General features: G+C 44.1%; 13 protein-coding genes and 1 tRNA gene. 10 read left to right on the top strand and 4 right to left on the bottom strand.

The features are described from left to right. The first annotated feature begins 147 nt into the window (after window positions 1-147). The 8 genes from egtB to KUV50_RS07145 all read left to right on the top strand — a co-directional run bounded on the left by egtB (window position 148) and on the right by KUV50_RS07145 (window position 8,775). Window positions 148-1,323 (top strand): ergothioneine biosynthesis protein EgtB, encoded by a 1,176-nt coding sequence (gene egtB, locus KUV50_RS07180; protein ID WP_222579424.1) that lies wholly within the window; start codon window positions 148-150, stop codon window positions 1,321-1,323. Window positions 1,324-1,336: 13 nt separating this feature from the next. Continuing rightward, window positions 1,337-2,266, top strand: coding sequence for an L-histidine N(alpha)-methyltransferase (locus KUV50_RS07175; protein WP_222579423.1), 930 nt, complete (start codon window positions 1,337-1,339; stop codon window positions 2,264-2,266). 276 nt (window positions 2,267-2,542) lie between these two features. Continuing rightward, complete coding sequence (locus tag KUV50_RS07170) at window positions 2,543-3,181, top strand: peroxiredoxin (protein ID WP_222579422.1); 639 nt, start codon at window positions 2,543-2,545, stop codon at window positions 3,179-3,181. A gap of 90 nt (window positions 3,182-3,271) precedes the next feature. Next, window positions 3,272-3,604, top strand: coding sequence for a DMT family transporter (locus tag KUV50_RS07165; protein ID WP_410000030.1), 333 nt, complete (start codon window positions 3,272-3,274; stop codon window positions 3,602-3,604). A gap of 100 nt (window positions 3,605-3,704) precedes the next feature. After that, window positions 3,705-4,073, top strand: coding sequence for a hypothetical protein (locus KUV50_RS07160; RefSeq protein WP_222579420.1), 369 nt, complete (start codon window positions 3,705-3,707; stop codon window positions 4,071-4,073). 289 nt (window positions 4,074-4,362) lie between these two features. Next, window positions 4,363-6,684, top strand: coding sequence for a TonB-dependent receptor (locus KUV50_RS07155; RefSeq protein WP_222579419.1), 2,322 nt, complete (start codon window positions 4,363-4,365; stop codon window positions 6,682-6,684). After that, the gene (locus KUV50_RS07150; protein ID WP_222579418.1) at window positions 6,684-8,024 is read left to right on the top strand and encodes an exo-alpha-sialidase; all 1,341 of its coding nucleotides are present in this window, start codon (window positions 6,684-6,686) and stop codon (window positions 8,022-8,024) included. Before KUV50_RS07155 ends, KUV50_RS07150 begins: the two co-directional genes overlap by 1 nt. Before the next feature lie 148 nt (window positions 8,025-8,172). Further along, a complete protein-coding gene (locus KUV50_RS07145; RefSeq protein ID WP_222579417.1) occupies window positions 8,173-8,775 on the top strand; it encodes a hypothetical protein in 603 nt (200 codons plus the stop codon). Between the two features lie 511 nt (window positions 8,776-9,286). Here KUV50_RS07145 and KUV50_RS07140 read toward each other — a convergent pair. The 3 genes from KUV50_RS07140 to uvrC all read right to left on the bottom strand — a co-directional run bounded on the left by KUV50_RS07140 (window position 9,287) and on the right by uvrC (window position 13,046). Next, complete coding sequence (locus KUV50_RS07140) at window positions 9,287-10,816, bottom strand: GH3 auxin-responsive promoter family protein (RefSeq protein WP_222579416.1); 1,530 nt, start codon at window positions 10,814-10,816, stop codon at window positions 9,287-9,289. Between the two features lie 276 nt (window positions 10,817-11,092). Continuing rightward, window positions 11,093-11,166 (bottom strand) — tRNA-Asn (locus tag KUV50_RS07135). Window positions 11,167-11,243: 77 nt separating this feature from the next. Continuing rightward, on the bottom strand, window positions 11,244-13,046 hold the full coding sequence (uvrC, locus tag KUV50_RS07130) for an excinuclease ABC subunit UvrC (RefSeq protein WP_222579415.1): 1,803 nt from the start codon (window positions 13,044-13,046) through the stop codon (window positions 11,244-11,246). Window positions 13,047-13,287: 241 nt separating this feature from the next. Between uvrC and KUV50_RS07125 the strand changes: the two genes are divergently transcribed. Together KUV50_RS07125 and KUV50_RS07120 are read left to right on the top strand one after the other, a co-directional pair. Beyond that, on the top strand, window positions 13,288-14,493 hold the full coding sequence (locus KUV50_RS07125; RefSeq protein WP_222579414.1) for a phosphoglycerate kinase: 1,206 nt from the start codon (window positions 13,288-13,290) through the stop codon (window positions 14,491-14,493). Between the two features lie 536 nt (window positions 14,494-15,029). Further along, the gene (locus KUV50_RS07120; protein ID WP_222579413.1) at window positions 15,030-15,491 is read left to right on the top strand and encodes a transposase; all 462 of its coding nucleotides are present in this window, start codon (window positions 15,030-15,032) and stop codon (window positions 15,489-15,491) included. Window positions 15,492-16,113: 622 nt separating this feature from the next. On the opposite strand, the gene porV is transcribed toward KUV50_RS07120, so the two are convergent. Next, window positions 16,114-17,304 carry a type IX secretion system outer membrane channel protein PorV gene (gene porV, locus KUV50_RS07115; protein ID WP_222579412.1) on the bottom strand — a complete coding sequence of 397 codons (1,191 nt, stop codon included), beginning with the start codon at window positions 17,302-17,304 and terminating at the stop codon, window positions 16,114-16,116. Window positions 17,305-17,389: the final 85 nt, after the last annotated feature.

The following is a 17,389-nucleotide window of genomic DNA, read 5'->3' as shown; positions in this document are numbered from 1 at the left end:
GTGTGACACTTTGAGCTTTGAGCTTGTTTGCTTTCAGCTCTTACTTCTGTTAACGAATATTCAAAATCATATAGATCGGAGTTTCTTTTTGCTCATATTCACTATCTTGATCGGAACATGGAAAACTCAAAAACCAAATCGAGAACTATGAGCACCAATGCACGGGAAGAATCGCTGGCTTATTATCAACGCGTCAGAAATTACACCCAGGCGCTGTGCGAACCACTGGAGACCGAAGATTTTATTCCGCAGCCCGAACCATTTGTCAGTCCGGCCAAATGGCACCTTGGGCATACAAGCTGGTTTTTTGAACAGTTTATATTGCGTCGATTTTCTCCGGCGTACAAGGTCTATCATGAAGACTTCAGCTTTCTATTCAATAGCTATTACAACCAGATGGGCAAACGAATACTCCGTGTCAACCGGGGCAATATGTCCCGACCTGCAGTGGCACAGGTTTTTGATTACCGGGGTTATGTCGATGAAGCGATGACCCGGTTGCTGGAATCGGATTTGGCGACAGCGGAGGTTTTGGAATTGGTTACCCTGGGGATCAATCATGAACAACAGCATCAGGAGTTGTTGATCACCGACATGAAATATATTCTCGGGCACCAACCACTTTTTCCAGTTTATCGGGACGGGTATCGGCTTGTGGATGGTACTGCCCAGCATTCGGATTGGCTCTCTTTTGAGGAGGGTATTGCCGAAATAGGTTACAGCGGGAAGGGTTTTTCATATGATAATGAAAGCAAACGTCACAAAGTGTATTTGTCTGGTTATGCAATCCAGAATGCGCTGGTGTCTAATAAAGAGTTCATGGAGTTTATAGAGGATGGAGGGTATCAGAACCCTGTATTGTGGTTGGATGAAGGCTGGACTTGGGTGAATGACCAGAAAGTTCAGGCACCCTTGTACTGGCATCAGGTGGATGGGGTGTGGAAGTACTATACATTATCCGGTTTGGAGACTGTTCAGCCAAATGAACCGGTGTGCCATGTGAGTCATTATGAAGCATGGGCATACGCAGAGTGGAGGGGACTTCGGTTACCGACAGAGTTTGAATGGGAACAGGCCGCTGAAAAAATAAACTGGGGCGACCGATGGGAATGGACTGACAGTGCCTATCTGCCTTATCCGGGATTTCGAAAACCAGAAGGTGCCGTGGGAGAATACAATGGCAAGTTTATGGTCAATCAAAAAGTACTGCGCGGCGCTTCCCGTGCCACTTCCCCGGGGCACAGCCGCAAAACCTATCGTAACTTTTTTCAATCCAAACACCAATGGCAATGTACGGGTATCCGGTTAGCCAAAACGCTATAAAAAAGTATCATTTATGGTGAATGAAATCCTGAAGGGTTTAAGTCAACAGCCCAAGTCCATATCCTCAAAATTCCTGTACGATGAACAAGGTAGTCGGATTTTTGAAAAAATCACGCAAATGCCTTCCTACTATTTGTATGATTCCGAGTATGAAATTCTGAAGGAATATGGTTCCCGAATATGGTCGGCATTGCCTTTCGAATCAAAGTTCTCACTGGTGGAGTTTGGTGCTGGCGATGGAAGTAAAACCATCCAATTATTAAAACAGCTTCCCCATCATACCTATTTGGATGAATATATTCCGGTTGACATATCCGAGGAGGCAAACAAAACGCTTGCCGTTCAAGTTGAGAAGATGATCCCGCACATGCCGGTAGAACCGATTCAAGGTAATTATCTGGAGAATATGAAGCAACTTATTCCGCAGGATCGGCCTATTTTGCTCATGTACCTGGGAAGTAATATCGGGAATTTTCAAAAAGACCAAATTCGGAAAATTATTATGGACTTTGGTCAAAACCTTAAAAAAGGGGATGCCCTGTTGATGGGATTTGACCTGAAGAAAAATCCGTTGACGATCCGGCAAGCATACGATGACCCGGATGGCATTACCCGATCATTTAATCTGAATCTGTTAACCCGGTTTAATCGGGAATTGGAAGCGGACTTTGACTTGGATAATTTTGATTTTTATTCTTATTACCACCCCTGTTCTGGGGAAGTCCGCAGCTATCTGGTGAGCCTCACGGATCAAGAAGTATTCTTTAAATCATCAAACCAGAGTGTCCGGTTTTACAAGGATGAGTTGGTGCATACTGAGATCTCCAAAAAGTTTGATTTTGAAGAAATGGAAGTTTTGCTTAATCAGTCCGGTTTTATGGTGATGGACAAATGGACGGACTCCAACGGGTATTTCACCGATGTGTTGGCGGTGGTGAAGTAAATAGGCGTAGATACGGATGGGATTGGCTTAGCTAGTTTATTTGTTCGCATACCCAACAGCAAACCATAGGCAGAACATCACCCGGGTAAATATGACGAAGTTCCTGGTCTGTACCACAATGGACGCCATGGGTGACCGCAGCAAGGTCATTCGTTGATAGGCGGAAAAATACCTGCTCCCGGTGCAAATAAAAATCTATACTTATAAAACAAATTGATGGCAGATCGGTTGATTAAATGAATAACATATTTCTTCACAAAAATTAAATACAAAGCTATGGCAACTTTAAGATTGGGTGATACCGCACCTGATTTCACTGCGGAAACGACGCAGGGTGAAATCAACTTTCATGAATGGCTGGGAGACTCCTGGGGAATTCTTTTCTCTCACCCGGCAGACTTCACACCGGTATGTACCACAGAACTGGGGACCATGTCCAGAATGAAAGACCAATTTGATAAAAGAAATACTAAAATTCTTGCTGTAAGTGTTGATCCTGTCGGAGATCACCACGAATGGATCAAGGATATCAACGAGACGCAAAACACCAATGTGGAATATCCCATTATTGCAGATGAAGACCAAAAGGTTGCTAAGCTGTATGATATGATTCATCCCAATGCCGCCAGCAAACATACTGTTCGGTCGGTTTTTGTGATCAGTCCGGATAAAAAGATTAAATTGACATTGACTTATCCCCCGTCAACGGGTCGGAACTTTGATGAAATTCTACGTGTAGTTGACAGTTTGCAGCTGACCGAGTACAAACAGGTAGCAACACCAGCAAACTGGGTAGAAGGAGAAGAAGTCGTGATCAGTCCATCCGTATCCAATGAAGATGCAGAGAAAAAATTTCCGGGATACAAAACAGTAAAACCTTATTTGCGACTCACAAAAGTTGATAATGTGAACTAACAAGAGCTTGTCTTGAAACAACGAAAGTAACAGTCATCCTTGGAAACATGGGATGGCTGTTTTTTTTTCACACAATGATTTTGAATAATGATTTCCTGGATATATTTGATTTTGGCAGGGTTGTTTGAAGTGGGATTTACATCCTCCCTGGTGATGGCTGAGAATGCTGCCGGATGGGGAAAGACGCTCTGGTATGGTGGATTTCTGGTGTCACTCGCTCTAAGCATGTATTTTTTGATCATCGCATCTTGGGATATACCCATGGGAACGGCTTATGCAGTTTTTGCCGGCGTTGGTGCTGTAGGGACGGCGCTGATGGGGATCTTTGTTTTTCACGAACAAGTCAACTTTTGGCGGGTGTTCTTTTTAGTCACTTTGATCGGTTCGATTGTGGGGCTCAATCTGGTGAGTACCCCCAAGTGACGCTAAGCTGGCTTAACGTTTAAATACATCCTTCTTTCTTTCAAAAGACCTTCGGAATAGCTATCTTTAGGGCACGAAATATTTATCAGAAATTCTGGGCATGTGCCGATTTTTATTTACCGGATTTTTTGCTTTTCTATTGATTTTTCAATCCTTAGACCGGTTTGGGATGATTGCCTACTATGAACTGAATAAGGAATACATTACAGAAATGTTTTGTGTCAATACGTCAAAACCGGAGCTCGGTTGTGAAGGAAAATGCTTCCTTCGAAAGCAGCTCAATAAAAAGGACCAAAATGAAAATAAGTATCCGGGCAATGCACTGGATGTCAAAGAAATTCATTTATTCCCCATCAAGACTCTCTTCGATCTTAACTTAACCGACCTTTTAGAAAAATCCGACCCCGGATATGTGAATTGTTGGTATGGCGTGAAATTCATTCACGAAGTCTTTCAGCCACCGAAATAGTACCTTTCCTATTTTTATATGTATTTCAGAATTTAGTCTGCACCGATTTTTATAGATCAGATGCATGCTCTTCGTGTCGTGGGGCCAATCGTATCAGTTGGTCGGTGCAGATTAATGAAATGTTATATCCGCCAAATTTTACTTCATTCGCTGTCCTAATCTGTAACCAAAAACAGCAAAATTGATCCAATCAGAACTGTAGTCTGGTTTTGGGGCACGACATTATTTCAATGCAACCACAATTCAGTAGAAATATTCAGCTGGATTGAGGGTGTTAAAAAACATATGAATGTACACCAACCATAAACTTTTATTAATGATATTGGTCCTGTGGAGTTTTGAGTTGTCAGGCCAAGTAGTGTTCAAGGGGAAAGTCATCGATCAAAACACTTCAGAGCCCTTGGCGGGCGTAGTTATATCTGCCAACAACAACGAGTTTGCAGCGACCAACCTCAACGGGGAATATTCATTTAACCGATCGTCTGATACTACTGAAGTCGTCTTTTCCTACATCGGATATGAAAAGAAAAGACTCCGTAACCTGTCTACCAAAGCAGTAATAAAGATGACCCCGTCTTCCACAGTGCTTAATCAATTGGTCGTTAGTACCAACCGGTTCGCTCTGGATCGCTCTGCTGCTCCGGTGGCTATTTCAACCATATCTACTGAATTGCTGGAAGAAACCAAAGCAACCCGGTTGGATGAGGTGTTGAACAAAGTCGAAGGGGTTTACATGGTTGATCTGGGGAATGAACAACACACCATGGCCATCCGACAGCCCATTAATTACAAAGGCTTGTTTTTGTATCTGGAGGATGGAGTTCCGATCCGCCCTACCGGGGTGTTCAATCACAATGCCTTGCTGGAAATGAATATGGCCGGTCTTCGTCGAATCGAAGTGATTCGGGGCCCCGCCTCATCGCTGTATGGGAGCGAAGCCATCGGTGGGGCCATAAATTTTATCACCTTACGGCCGGCAGCTATTCCTACCGGCAGGCTTAGTGTGCAGGGGAATACCAATGGGTACCGACGGGTTGATTTTAGCGGGTCCAATTCCTTCTCAAAACTCGGACTAGGGGTGTATGGGTATTATGCAAACCGGACCGACGGGATCAGAGCACATACTGACTTTGATAAACTGGCGCTGACCTTGAAAACGAACTACATCATCAATGATCAGAATACCTTGGCTTTTGATGTGACCCGGATTAACTACGAAGCTGATATGACTGGAAATCTCGATAGCGCGTTCTTTTTCTCAAAAGATTTTACCAGTCAGCATACGTTTACGAACCGGGCTGTGGATGCCCTCAGGACTAAAATCAGGTACAATCATTTTTGGCAAAATGAAAGTAAAACGATGATTGCAGTTTTTGCACGTGAGAATTCAATCAGACAAAACCCCGCTTACCGGGTTAAAGATGATTATTCACCCTGGGGAAATCCAACTGGGAATAAAAATCTGGCGCATGGCGAAGTCAATGAAGATAAAGTGAATAGCTATGGCTTGGTCGGTCAGCATACGCAACAATTTACCTGGCTTTCCGGCGCACAGCTTTCATTGGGCATGAATCTGGATATGAGTCCCAACCAATTTCAGGCACATTACATCGCAATCCATAAAAATGACGAACAGGTATATGCCGATTTTGCCAAAACAGACAGTCTGTTGACAAACTATGAAGCGCAGCTGAGGAATATCGGGACTTATGTAAACTGGCGCATGAAGTTGACGGATCGACTTCAAATATCATCCGCTTTGCGCTATGACCGGCTCAATTTTGATTTTAAAAACCACCTGGATGAATCTGCTTTTTCAGGTGCTCCGGATAATGCAGATCATTTCTCTGCGATCACACCAAAGGTTGGGCTGACCTATAACTTTCAACCTTCGAATGGCTTGTTTATTAACTACAGCCAGGGTTTCCTGCCACCTCAGATCTCTGAACTCTACCGGGGTGTGAAAGTTCCTGTATTAAAACCTTCCGTGTATCACAATTACGAAATAGGCGGTTATTTCCAGCTTGGAAAACACCTGAGTTTCGACATGAGTATGTATCAAATGAATGGTGAAAATGAAATCATATCCGTTTTGCTGGATAATGGTTCCAGAGAAAATCGCAATGCAGGCAAAACTCAACACAGAGGGGTGGAGTATGGGATCAAATGGCTGATGGGTGAGAACGTCCACTTCCGGTTAAGCGGAACCAATGCATCTCATGTATTTCAGGATTACAAAGAAGATGGGGCGGATTACTCAGACAATGAAATGGGGCAAGCTCCTGCCTGGATTGCTAATGCAGAACTTTCCTATAAGCCTTCCTTTTTCAAAAACTTCCGGGCATCTCTGGAGTGGCAACATGTCGATCAGTACTATATGGACAATGGAAATACAGGAACATACCCCGGCTACGATATTTTCAATCTTCGGTGGGGATATGAACTAAAAAATGTGGAGGTATGGATGAATATTATGAATGCCACCGATCAGCTGTACGCTACGGTAGTACGGCGGTCGCAGTGGGGAGACAGTTATAGTGCAGGCGAACCAAGAACATGGAATATTGGAATGGCCTACAATTTTAATAACAAACAAAAACAAGACAGATAATGAATCGCACCAATAGTACAGCTGATTTGAAAGTTTTTCTCTTTTTTGGCTTGATCCTAAGTTCCAGCCTTTTGATTTGGTCTTCGTGCGAAGATTTACCGTCTGAGCATCGCGAAACAGGTTTCGATACCGAGGTGGTGATTTCTGACCCCGATGCGGAGGCTGTCGGACCGTATTTTACTTCAGATGTAAAGGGTACACCGATTTTAGTGTGGTCAGAAAAATGTAAAGGTGAAGCAGAAACAGGTTATGTCATGAAATTTTCAAAATTTTCTAAAGAAGGTGGCGGATTCCAGCAACCCCGTGAGGTTTCATCATCACGGGGTTGTACGACGACCAGTGAAAGCATGGGGAAAATAGCCTTTAAAAAAGATGGCACGATGATAGCGCTCTATTCTCGTAGGTCGCCAACACCGGAAAACCGTTTCTCCGGCGCACTTTATTACACTCAATCCTTTGATGAAGGCAGGACGTGGACACCAGAAAAATACCTGCATGTAGGGGATACAACCCGAGGATTGAGCAGGAGCTTTTTTGATGTGGCCACTTTACCGGATGGTGAAGTCGGAGCCATCTGGTTGGATTCCCGCAGGACCGAACAACGGGGCGATGGATCTACGCTCTTTTTTGCCAAAACGAAAGGGAAGCAGGGTTTTTTAACTGATCAGCCTGTGGGCTATAATACGTGTGAATGTTGTCGGACGGAATTGTTCGTATCCGCAGATGGGCATATTCATGCATTGTATCGGGACATCTGGCAGGACAGCATCCGGGATATTTCACACCTGGTGTCTCGTGATGGCGGCAGGACATTTTCAGAACCGGAGCGGATTAGTTCCGATAATTGGGTGATTTACGGTTGTCCGCATACGGGGCCTTCTGTGTGTGAACGAAGAGGTGGAATAGATATAGTGTGGTTTACCGGGGCAGGGCTGCCTGGTTTGTATACGACACGGTTTGATAAGAGAGAACAGACCTACACCCCCAAAAAACTATTGACTAAAAAAGGCCGACATCCGCAGATCCTGGCATCCGGAGATGATCACGTTGTCTATTTATGGGAAGAAGCCGAAGAAGAAAATGAACTTGTGGGCCACCTGAACCACAGTGCACCCAAGGCAACGATTTCGCTGAATTCCTTTTCTGAGTCAAAATCGGTCATCAAGGCGCAGGTATGGAAGAATGGCCACCCCGTACGAGAGCATTGGGTTTCCCATCCGGATCGTTTTGCAGAACTGCCCGTCGGGATTTATTTGCCGGATGGATCCATTGGTGTGGCCTGGATCCAAAAGGAGCCTCGAGGATCGACTTCGATCCGATACCGAAGAATCAAAGGTTGACCGGATGCACGGAACCTGGGCAAAAATGTGTAATTCGCCAATATTATAAGAATACCGATTTAAGAACAGCTATTGCTAACAGAAAGCTTTTTTACTCTTGGATCTTTATGGAAAATGAGTACATTGACACCAGTAAACTTCCTTTGATTTGAAGCAAAAAATGACCGCCACGCATATTATACCACGCAGTATTGAGCAAGAAGCCCGCAAAGCATTAGCCTATTATCCGGAATTGCGAGACATCCACATAGAGTTTCGGTTCAAAGAAAATATCCGGAAGTCGTTTATGCAGGCCCAACCTCTTTTCCCGACTTTGTTAAGACATAAAAAACATCGAAAATACCTAATTCTGATCAGCACTAAAATGGAGATCGAAAGTCACTCCTTTTCCATCCAAGATTTGGAATCAAAGGTACTTATTGGTTGGTTGGGCCACGAATTGGGGCACGTGATGGACTATCAGCGACGAAGTAATCTGGGGATGGTGGTTTTTGGTCTTCGGTATTTATTTCAAAAGTCTTATCTGAAACGTGCTGAACGCACGGCGGATCGGTTTGCCATTGAACATGGGATGTACGATTACATTATGGCGACTAAAAATTTCATCTTGGAGAACGCAGATCTTTCACCGACGTACAAGGATCGCATCAAGCGACTTTATCTGTCTCCAGAGGAGATCGTGCAGATGGTCAATACCCTGGACAAGGAGCAGGTGAAAAAAGAAGTACGCCAGGAATTCATAGATGATTAAATCCTTAGGAATTCATAACTGCCGTATACAATCCGAAATAGACTTCGATTTTCTTCGTCAAAAAAACTCGATTCAACGCCGGCTAAATCCAAATGTTGGTACACATTCATTAAGGTTTAAAATGCCCGTAGTATAGGATGGTCTCGCCCTATGCCCGTATCTAAGACGCAGAAATGGAAGTTTTGTCAATCTATCCACCCACAAAGAGCATCTACGACAGGCAAAAGAATTGCCCCAGAGAGACACTGTGGGTAGATAGATTATTCAAGACGTATATATTGTGACGTAGGTAGGCCACAAATCCACACTATGCAGCGTGGATAGGATTTTAAATGGGTAGAAAAAAGCGTACCCACCGTCCACCGATGATGCCAACCCTCGCATAGCAGCGTTCCTGTTGGTGGGGTACTTAAAGTTGTTCTCTTTTAATTTCCGGATCGAAGAGCGTACGATCAACCTGGTGAAATTCAATGGGCAAAGCTCCGTGGCTACAAATTTGCCTCATAACGAGTTATTGGCTTTCACAGAAAGCTTCCCATTCCTGAAATTTTTCTTCATCCATGACCTTTTCCATCTTAACCTGCCCGCCCTTCTTCTTATTGCGCTCACTCCAGTCGTAAAAACGCGCCTTCGGAACCAGGTTAACCCGGACGCCGTGCAGCGCTTTGGATCGGGCGACGCCATAGTTTTTGTTGTGAGATTGTAAGTACTCATCCAAGGTATCGGTTAATTCATCAACTGGAAATTCCGGTGTATCTGTCCCCAGATACCAGTGGTGATAGTAGGAACCGTCGATTTTAACGGCAGCCACAGTAAATTCAGGGATCTTAAGATCATATTTGTCCTCCAGATGTCGAATGGCATCATTCATTTTGTTCACTGAAAGCTGAGAACCGACCACATTCAAGAAAAATTTGGTGCGACCCGTAATCCGGATTTCGTATCGATCTACGTCTGTAAATTGAATCGTGTCACCGATCATATAGCGCCATAATCCGGAAACTGAACTCAATAGGAGGACATAATCTTTCCCTTGTTCCACGTCTGATAATCCTATGCTCGGAGCATCTGGCACAAGACTACCATCACTTTGAATGTATTGGGATTCAAAAGGGACAAATTCAAAATAAAGTCCATTGTTCGTGAGTAACTTCATCGATTGAGTTTCCTTCCGGCTCTGAAGCGCTATAAACCCTTCGGACGCCAGGTAGGTATCAATGACAATAATGGGATGTGCCAGCAATTTATTAAAACTTTTTTCATAGGGTTCAAAAGCCACTCCACCAGAAGTATATACCTGCAGATTGGGCCAGATATCGTGAATGGTCTCCAAGTCGTGGTATTCGATTACTTTCTGGAGCATTAGTTCCATCCAGGAAGGGATGCCGCTTAGTGCGCCGATATCCCAGTCACCTGCTTGTTCTACGATCTTTTGAACCCGAGTGTCCCAGTCGTCAATTTTTGAAATCTCCATACCTGGTTTGTAATAGCTGCGGAACCAAAAAGGGATATTACTGGCACTGATCCCGCTGATTTCACCTTCCTGGTGACTGCCCTTGTCAATGAGATCGGTGGAACTACCAAGCATCATAATCTCCTTTTCGAAAAACTCCGGGTCCAAATCGAAGTTTGCCAGTGCTTCCACCTGACGGATGCCCGCCCGACGAATGGATTGGATCATTTCATCGGTGATGGGGATTCGTTTACTGGTTCCTCCTGTTGTGCCGGAACTCAAGGCAAAATAGGACGGACTTCCAGGCCAGGTGACATCAGATTCTCCGTCGTGCAACCGATACCACCATTCATCATTGATTTTATTATAATCAAAGAAAGGGACAGTTTGAGCAAAGCGTTCAGCGGGATTTTCAGATTCCAGGATTTCATCGAAGTGATAATGTCTTCCAAATGCGGTGTCTTTGGCCTGAGCAAGCAATTCTTTCAACACCTTATTTTGATCTTCGACGGGGTCACGCTCCAGGAAATCAGAAACTTTATCCTTGGTCTCGATGAGCTTTTTAATAATGGTTCCTAGTATCGGCATAAATTTTCTGTATTGTGTGAATAAGGCTGTAAGATAAAGCCATCCTGTGATAACCTGTTGTCTTTAAAGTTATAATATTAATCCAAATGGTATAGCATTCTATTTCGCTTTTGATGTGAAAAAAGAACTGCTGCTTGGAGATTTTTTAGGAAAGAATTTACGGATGGAAATATTGCGAATAAGATGGAGTCCCACACTTTTGGCGCAATGGCCTGCTGCATACAGGCATAAAAAAAGAGCCCACACATCACCATACGCATGAGCTCTTATATTGCGCGCCTCAACAAGGACTTGAACCTTGGACCTACGGATTAACAGTCCGCCGCTCTAACCAACTGAGCTATTGAGGCATTATATTGTCGACCTGTTTTCACAAGCGAATGCAAATTTACCAATAATGATGAATAGTACAAATTTTTTGCACCAATTAATTTTTTTGAAAGTGCTTTTTTACCTTTTTTGCCAGCGCAGGCCCGATAATAGTGGCCAATTCGTCACTTTTGGCGTTCCGGATATTTTTCACGGACTTAAAAGCGCGAAGAAGTTTTTGGGACGTTTTCTCACCGATGCCCGGGATTTGTGTTAATTCAGTCTGATGGACCCGTTGAGAACGTTTCTTACGGTGAAAAGTGATGGCGAACCGGTGCGCTTCATTTCGGGCATGTTGGATGAGTCGGAGTGATTCTGACTTTTTATTGATATACACGGGGATGGAATCCCCGGGAAAATAAATTTCCTCCAGTCTTTTGGCGATCCCGATAATGGTGACTTGGTTTTTAATTCCCAACTCCCGAAGGCTTTCAACCGCCGAGCTCAATTGACCTTTTCCCCCATCAATGATGATCAAGTCCGGCAGGGATTCGCCTTCATTTATCATGCGCTTGTATCGCCGGAAAACAACCTCCTTCATTGAGGCAAAGTCATCCTGGCCCTCAATGGATTTGATATTGAAATGACGATAGTCTGATTTGGCAGGCTTTCCGTTGCGGAACACGACGCACGAAGCCACGGTATTACTGCCTTGCATGGTCGAGTTGTCAAAACACTCGATGTGCCGGGGCAAATGGTCCATATTAAGATCGGACTGGAGGGTTTTTAGGATCCGATCCTGATGGGTGGGCTTCTTTTTGAACTTGGCGCGCTGTTCGTAAAAATGCAACTTGAAAAACTTTATATTTTTGATCGAAAGATCAATTAGTTTTTTCTTGTCACCGCGCTGTGGCCGGGTGATTTTGACCTCTTCGGTCACCCAGCCGGGTTGATGAGAGACCAGGACTTCGGGCGCATTGGAATTGAACTTGTCCCTTAAATTGGGGATAAAGGTTTCCAGGATGTCTGCTTCAGTCAGATCTACTTTCAACTTAACCTCTTCGGTATGTGAATTGATGATCGCACCACGCACCACACGGATATAGTTCACAAATGCAAATTCTTCGTCTATTTCGACGGAAAACACATCGATGTTTTCAATGCGCGGATTGACGACCGTTGATTTGGCCTGGTAATCCTCAAAGGCGATCATCTTTTCCTTGAGTTCCTGTGCTTTTTCAAAATTAAGTTGTTCTGCAAAAAACTCGATCTGCTCCATCAGGTGTTTTTTCACCGGTCCGAAATTACCGCGAAGGATGTTTTTAATCTGAGCAATTTTAGCATCATAACTTTCCACGGTTTCTCTCCCTTCACATGGACCGGCACAATTGCCAATCTGGTATTCCAGGCATATCTTGTATTTACCCGCTTTGATGTTTTCTTCGCTTAAATTGAGGTTGCATGTTCTTAGTGGAAAAAGATCGCGAATAAGTTCGAGCAGGATATTTGCCCGCCACTTGGAGGTATAGGGACCAAAATAATCCGAACCATCCCGTTCGATGTTCCGGGTGAAAAAGACCCTGGGAAAACGTTCATTTTTAATACAGATATAGCTGTAGGATTTTCCGTCCTTCAGCATGACATTGTAGCGGGGAAGATGACGTTTGATCAACGTATTTTCCAACAGAAAGGCATCCGCTTCACTTTCCACCACCGTCCAGTTGATTTCACGGGCGTGACTGACCATCATGCGCGTACGAAATTGCCGATGTTGATCGATTGTAAAGTAACTCGATAACCGGCTTTTTAGGTTTTTGGCCTTCCCGATATAGATCGGTGTACCTGATTTGTTCAGAAACTGGTATATCCCGGGGGTGCGAGGGATGGATCCGGAAATTTTATCAAAATCTTCGCGCTTCATTTTTACCTTGGTGTTCCAACAATCTAAGCTATGTCAAACCATTTATACTCCCGCCATTCTGTTCAAAATAGTCCGAATGAACGTGTTCGGGGCACGGTGCTTGAAATCTGCTTATTATCAATGTGTTATGTGGTGTTGTGTAGTGCAATATACGTCTATTTATAAATTCTCCGGTTAAATTGTCTAACCCGTTTCAGAGAATCTTTATCTTTACCCTACGAAACATAAATAACAATAGAACATGAAAAAGGATTACCAGGGAAAAAAAGTTTTGGTACGTGTAGATTTTAATGTACCGTTGGACGATCAATACAATATTACCGACGATACCCGAATTCAGGCGGCTCTTCCGACCATCCAGGAATTGTTGGATAATAATGCTGCGGTAATTCTGATGTCACACCTTGGGCGGCCACAGAAAAAGAAAAAAGAGGATGGAAGTATCGATCGGGACAGATTTACCCTTCGGCACGTGGTTGATCATCTGGCTTTATTAGTGGGGCAATCTATAGAATTTGCAGCGGATACAGTGGGTGAAGACGCACGTCAAAAGGCCGATGCGATTAGACCAGGTGATGTTCTGTTGCTCGAAAATACGAGATTCGAGCCCGGCGAAGAAAAAGGAGATGAAGATTTGGCCCGGAAAATGAGCGAGCTGGCAGATTATTTTGTCAATGATGCTTTTGGAACAGCACACCGGGCGCATGCTTCCACCACCAAAGTAGCGCAGTTTTTTGACCAGGAACACAAATCATTTGGTTTCCTGATGGAAAAAGAACTTAACAATGCAGAAGTGGTTCGATCCAATCCTCAGAAACCTTATACCGCGGTGATTGGAGGTGCCAAGGTATCTGATAAGATTGGACTGTTGGAGAACCTGTTGGGAAAGTGCGATTACATTCTGGTAGGGGGCGGAATGGCGTATACTTTTTTCAGAGCATATGGAGGGAAGATTGGAAATTCACTCGTGGAGGAAGACAAGTTGGAGCTCGCTAAAGAATTGCTACACAATGCAACTAAAAAACATACGGAGATTATCCTGCCTCAGGATAGTGTGATCGCCGATCAATTTAGCAATGACGCTCAGACTCAAACTGTGGCCAGCGATCAGATCCCCGATGGCTGGATGGGCCTCGACATCGGACCAAAAGCCATCAAAAGGTTTTCAGAAATCATTGAAAAATCAAAAACGGTCATGTGGAATGGCCCCATGGGTGTATTTGAAATGGAAAAATTTGCCAGCGGTAGTATTGCGATCGCAGAAGCCATGGCGGAAGCCACCAAGCGTGGCGCCTTTACCATGGTGGGTGGGGGAGATTCTGTATCCGCTGTGAATCAGTCCGGTGAATCCGACAACATCTCTTTTATATCCACCGGCGGCGGGGCCATGCTCGAATACCTGGAAGGAAAGACCTTGCCTGGTGTAGCAGCGATTAGTAATGATTAATGGTAAATTGTTAATGATGAATTAGGGGCGGTTGATCGCTGACGGCCGCTATCCTTGTCTAAAGTGTTATCTGGGATCGGCAAGTCCGTGGGCCGGGATGTGCGTAAGCGGGATTCTGCGGATTGACAATAGGAATATGCCAATAGTTTACCCTGGTTCGGCTTATCCTGGGTCGATGATTCATAGGAGTTTCGGATTATCCTTCGAAAATTCGAACTCTTTCTATTGTTATTTTTAGCAAGATTTTGTTTGACTGAGGTTAACTCTTCATGAATACAAATATCGACAAGTGGTACTCCATTTGGGGCCTAAAGTATCGATCTTACTTTGGTTGGTGGTTCCATTTTGCTCAAATCTTTTACAATGGACTGATCCCGTGGGGATCAGATTAGGTTAGCCAGGTATTGATACAATACCACCGACCCAGTCAGGGTCGGATTAGTTTGGTGGCACGCATTTCTCAAATTTTGGATGTGTTTTAATTGGGTGGTGTAGATGAAAATATCAGAAAGTGTGTTATATTAAGAAGAAACACTATGGCCAATAAATATCTAAAGATTTACATACAAATTATATTCGCTGTTAAATATAGGGAAGCAATACTGGCGAAATCTTGGCGGAGTGAACTTTTTTCCTACATGTCCACATCACTTTTAGACAGAGGAAATTATCCACTGGCAGTAAATGGTAGCTATGATCATGTCCATTTGTTTTTTGATTATAGAGATACTGAATTAATTAGTGATTTGGTTAGAGAGCTTAAAAAGTCCAGCAATAGTTTTATCAAAAATAAAGGGTTTACCCGAAGTAAATTTCAATGGCAAACTGGATATGGTGCATTCTCTTATAGTTACAGAGAAAAAGGTAAGATCATAGAGTATATTCGTAATCAGGAGAAACACCATCAAAAAGTACGCTTAAAGGATGAATATTTGTCCATGTTAAATGATTTTGAAATTGATTTTAAAGATGAATACCTATTCGATTTCCTGGAATAACCAAGATGGTCTGATGAAATATTCTGCGCAAATCTAATCCGACCTCGCTGAGGTCGATTGTTCTTTTTTTGCACGGTGCTAACCTAATCTGACCCCGTCTGGGGTCATTCACATTGTCTTTATTCCTAGTTTACATTACCCGACTTTTGATCTTGATCCAATTTGTTAATTGAAGCGATGAGAAAACGAGTAGTCTAATTTGATCCGCCCAAAGCGGACACGTTACCTTTATGGTGGAAGGAACTTGCAGCGTGGCATGTGCATACGGTCAGTACCTTACACCTTTGGGCTGGATCAGATGTAGGGGCATCTAATGTGATATCGGTCTTATATTCATTGGCGATCGGGTTGGAAGCGCGTAACCGTGATTCCCGAGCCCGATTGTGTCAGAAAACCTGGTTATTAATACCACCGAAGCTAGAAGGGCTCGGAAATCTTTCACCCGCACAAGCCAATCCCACAAGCTTCCCGATCCCAAAAAGAGACTAGAGATCAGTAAGTCCGTGGGTCCAGGCTACGTAACCGGGATTCCCGAGTCTGATTGTAGCTGGAACTGTGACTGTGACTTCCCCTTGTTACTGCGGCGGTCGTCGGTCCACGGTCCAGGGTCCACGGTCTTCTCTTACAATCTACTTCCATTGGCTGCATCTCCGAAATTAAACAGGATGCTAAACCGAAGCGTCTTATCCAGCGGGGATGATGATTGAAGCGTGTTTTGTGTTGAAAGAAGATAAGCCAGATTGATACCGACAATGTTGTATTTAATGCCCAGTCCTGCCGTCAGATATTTTCGGTTTCCTTTCAGCGGAGATTCATAAAAGTATCCTGCCCGGACTGCAAATTGGTCTGCATACCAATATTCGGCTCCGAACGAAAAGGTTAGCTCTCTCATCTCCCCTTTGAAACCCGTTGGCGCATCGCCAAAAGAATTGAACCACGAAGATATAGGCGACGCATCCAGACTCTCTCGTTGTTTGGTGCTGTCTACCTGAGGGGTAGGGACCATTAATTTATTGATATCTGTCGTAAGCGTCAGTTTGTTGTATTCATCAAAGTTCATTTCATAAGCTAATCCCAGACCAATATTGGCCGGGATAAAAAAGCTCCGGTCCTTCACATACGAGATTTTTGATCCGAGATTGCGCAGGGATAATCCGATGTTCAAATTGTTTTCATAATACCCTTCCATTTCCAGTTTGTACAGTAAAGAGATGTCTGCAGCACCGGCGATCCCGGACTGGATCTCGCTTCCATTCACGGTTTGATTCGAGGCCAGATTCGAATAGATAAATTTTCCACCCACACCCACACTCAGATTTTCTGCCAATAAACGGGCATACCCCAGCGATACTTCAAATTCATTGGGACTTCCAAATCCGGTCGCCATCCCGTTTTCATCAGTGTATTGGATTTCACCGAGACTAAAATACCTCAACGATCCGGTGACCGCCTGGAAGTCGTCGATCTTCGTGTAACCCGATACGTAACCCAGGAACACGTCGTTCAACCCAATGTTTTTCAACCAGGGCGTGTAGGTCAGGGATATTCCTGCATCCTCTTCGGCAAAAGCGAGTCTGGAAATGTTGTAGGCGATGGCATTGGCATCCCCCGAGATGGCTATTCCCGCATCGCCCATCGCCCCACTCCGCGCATCGGGTGTGATTGAGAGGAAAGGTACAGCGGTGGGTATCGCGTTTGGACACTTGGTACCATCCGGGTATTGAAGTTCTCCGGTGACGGGGTTGAGTTCGCACTGAGCCTGTACATATAGACCTGAAATCAGGAAAAGAAAAAACAGTACTATTTTTTTCATATTGTGGGTTGTAATTACTGAAACCATTTAAAATTCCTTTTTAAACGACCTCATTCAAAAGTCGGCAAATATAAAGTATATTTTG

The organism is Membranihabitans marinus, assembly GCF_019802045.1.
GTDB classification, from domain to species: Bacteria; Bacteroidota; Bacteroidia; order Chitinophagales; family Saprospiraceae; genus Membranihabitans; species Membranihabitans marinus_A.
The sequence above is the reverse complement of the archived record's forward strand: the minus strand, read 5'-3'. Positions and strand labels throughout refer to the sequence as shown.

What these genes read in the sequence shown, in the direction of transcription:
- KUV50_RS07125 (WP_222579414.1), top strand. Translation starts at nt 13,288, where the DNA reads ATGAAAAAGGATTACCAGGGAAAAAAAGTTTTGGTACGTGTAGATTTT.
- KUV50_RS07120 (WP_222579413.1), top strand. Translation starts at nt 15,030, where the DNA reads ATGGCCAATAAATATCTAAAGATTTACATACAAATTATATTCGCTGTT.
- porV (WP_222579412.1), bottom strand. Translation starts at nt 17,304, where the DNA reads ATGAAAAAAATAGTACTGTTTTTTCTTTTCCTGATTTCAGGTCTATAT.
- KUV50_RS07160 (WP_222579420.1), top strand. Translation starts at nt 3,705, where the DNA reads ATGTGCCGATTTTTATTTACCGGATTTTTTGCTTTTCTATTGATTTTT.
- egtB (WP_222579424.1), top strand. Translation starts at nt 148, where the DNA reads ATGAGCACCAATGCACGGGAAGAATCGCTGGCTTATTATCAACGCGTC.
- KUV50_RS07175 (WP_222579423.1), top strand. Translation starts at nt 1,337, where the DNA reads ATGGTGAATGAAATCCTGAAGGGTTTAAGTCAACAGCCCAAGTCCATA.
- KUV50_RS07140 (WP_222579416.1), bottom strand. Translation starts at nt 10,816, where the DNA reads ATGCCGATACTAGGAACCATTATTAAAAAGCTCATCGAGACCAAGGAT.
- KUV50_RS07150 (WP_222579418.1), top strand. Translation starts at nt 6,684, where the DNA reads ATGAATCGCACCAATAGTACAGCTGATTTGAAAGTTTTTCTCTTTTTT.
- uvrC (WP_222579415.1), bottom strand. Translation starts at nt 13,046, where the DNA reads ATGAAGCGCGAAGATTTTGATAAAATTTCCGGATCCATCCCTCGCACC.
- KUV50_RS07170 (WP_222579422.1), top strand. Translation starts at nt 2,543, where the DNA reads ATGGCAACTTTAAGATTGGGTGATACCGCACCTGATTTCACTGCGGAA.
- KUV50_RS07155 (WP_222579419.1), top strand. Translation starts at nt 4,363, where the DNA reads ATGTACACCAACCATAAACTTTTATTAATGATATTGGTCCTGTGGAGT.